The sequence below is a fragment of the Dendronalium phyllosphericum CENA369 genome (genome assembly GCF_016056275.1).
Taxonomy (GTDB): Bacteria; Cyanobacteriota; Cyanobacteriia; order Cyanobacteriales; family Nostocaceae; genus Dendronalium; species Dendronalium phyllosphericum.
This window is the reverse complement of the sequence record NZ_JAECZA010000298.1, coordinates 1-1,255: the sequence shown is the minus strand read 5'-3', so window position 1 is coordinate 1,255 and position 1,255 is coordinate 1. Positions and strand designations below refer to the sequence as shown.

The 1,255-nt window shown below is 38.6% G+C and carries 2 protein-coding genes and 1 pseudogene; 2 read left to right on the top strand and 1 reads right to left on the bottom strand.

The features are described 5' to 3' along the window. Positions 1-150: 150 nt before the first annotated feature. A pseudogene (locus I8752_RS33935) lies at positions 151-408 on the bottom strand (ARMT1-like domain-containing protein); the annotation flags it as partial. A 70-nt stretch (positions 409-478) separates the two neighbouring features. On the opposite strand from I8752_RS33935, the gene I8752_RS33930 reads away from it, so the two are divergent. Beyond that, the gene (locus I8752_RS33930; RefSeq protein ID WP_214436559.1) at positions 479-865 is read left to right on the top strand and encodes a helix-turn-helix domain-containing protein; all 387 of its coding nucleotides are present in this window, start codon (positions 479-481) and stop codon (positions 863-865) included. Next, positions 817-1,255 (top strand): transposase (locus tag I8752_RS33925; protein WP_214436558.1); only part of this gene is annotated, 439 nt, incomplete at its 3' end. The genes I8752_RS33930 and I8752_RS33925, both read left to right, overlap by 49 nt.

Sequence of the window (1,255 nt, the reverse complement as noted above, 5' to 3'; positions counted from 1 at the left end):
GTGGGGTGTGGGGTGTGGGGGAAGAGATAGCCCCAACCACCCTTGGGTACAATCCTAAGCTTTTAAGGCAATTGCACGGGGATTCAAGCCCCGACCAATGCAGTCTTCACTACACCAACACCCTACTCCCTACACCCTGTTCTTGACAACTAAGGCTACCATTGGTGCAGGTAAGTAGCAAACTATATCTGCAATATTGGTGGTAGAATGCCAGTAGCGATCGCATAATAATCTTCGATAATTTGCATCTCTTTTGACTAAAATCAAATTCGCCTCAGCTAATTCATTTTTCAGCGAGTTGGGTATTTCCCAAAATGCTAAAGGTGATGTCCAAAAGTAATCTTCAGACAACACTAAACGCCTCAATATAATATTTTCTTGCAATCTCTTTGCCAAGGATGTTACTTCGCCCTTATACAGCCGTTTCCGATGTTATGAGGTACAATTAGTACTAATAAAATAAAAAGATAATACTGTCATGAAAGCATATTCAGTGGATATCCGAGAAAAAATAGTTGCAGCACATATTGAGGAAAAAATATCAATTCGGCAAGTGGCAGTCAGTAAAAGTCTAGTACAAAAGCTGGTAAAGCAACAAAAAAGTCATGGTAATTTACAACCATTAAAACCGGGTAAGCCCCGATTTAGTCATCTGACAAATGCGGAATTAGAGTTAAGAGAATTGGTGTCAGAGAATCAGGATGCAACAATAGCGGAATTATGTGAATTATTGGCATTAAAAACAGGTAATTGGGTGAGCCGAACGGCAATGTGCCGTTGCTTACAAAAATTAGGATTAAATCGCAAAAAAAAACATTGCACAGTAGCCAGGCAGCAACTCCAAGAGTCCAAAAACTCCGGGTAGAATATTGGGAAAAAGTAAAGGATATAGATCCAGAAAACTTGGTATTTTTAGATGAAACAGGGGTAATACTGGGTTTGACAAGAACTCATGCACGTTCAGAGAAGGGAACAAGAGTATACGAAATGAAACCATTTTATCGTGGTACAAAAGTTACGGTAATTGGAGCAATAAGTATTAAAAAAGTGGTGGCATTAATGACGATAAATAACTCAATGGATAGTCAGGCATTTGAAGTATTTATTGAGAAGTTTTTATTGCCTCAATTATGGTCAGGAGCAGTGGTAGTTATGGACAACTTACCTGCACATAAACTAGCATCAATTGAACCAATGATTGAATCTGTAGGTGCGAAAGTCTTATGTTTATCTCCATACTCTCCTGATTTTAATC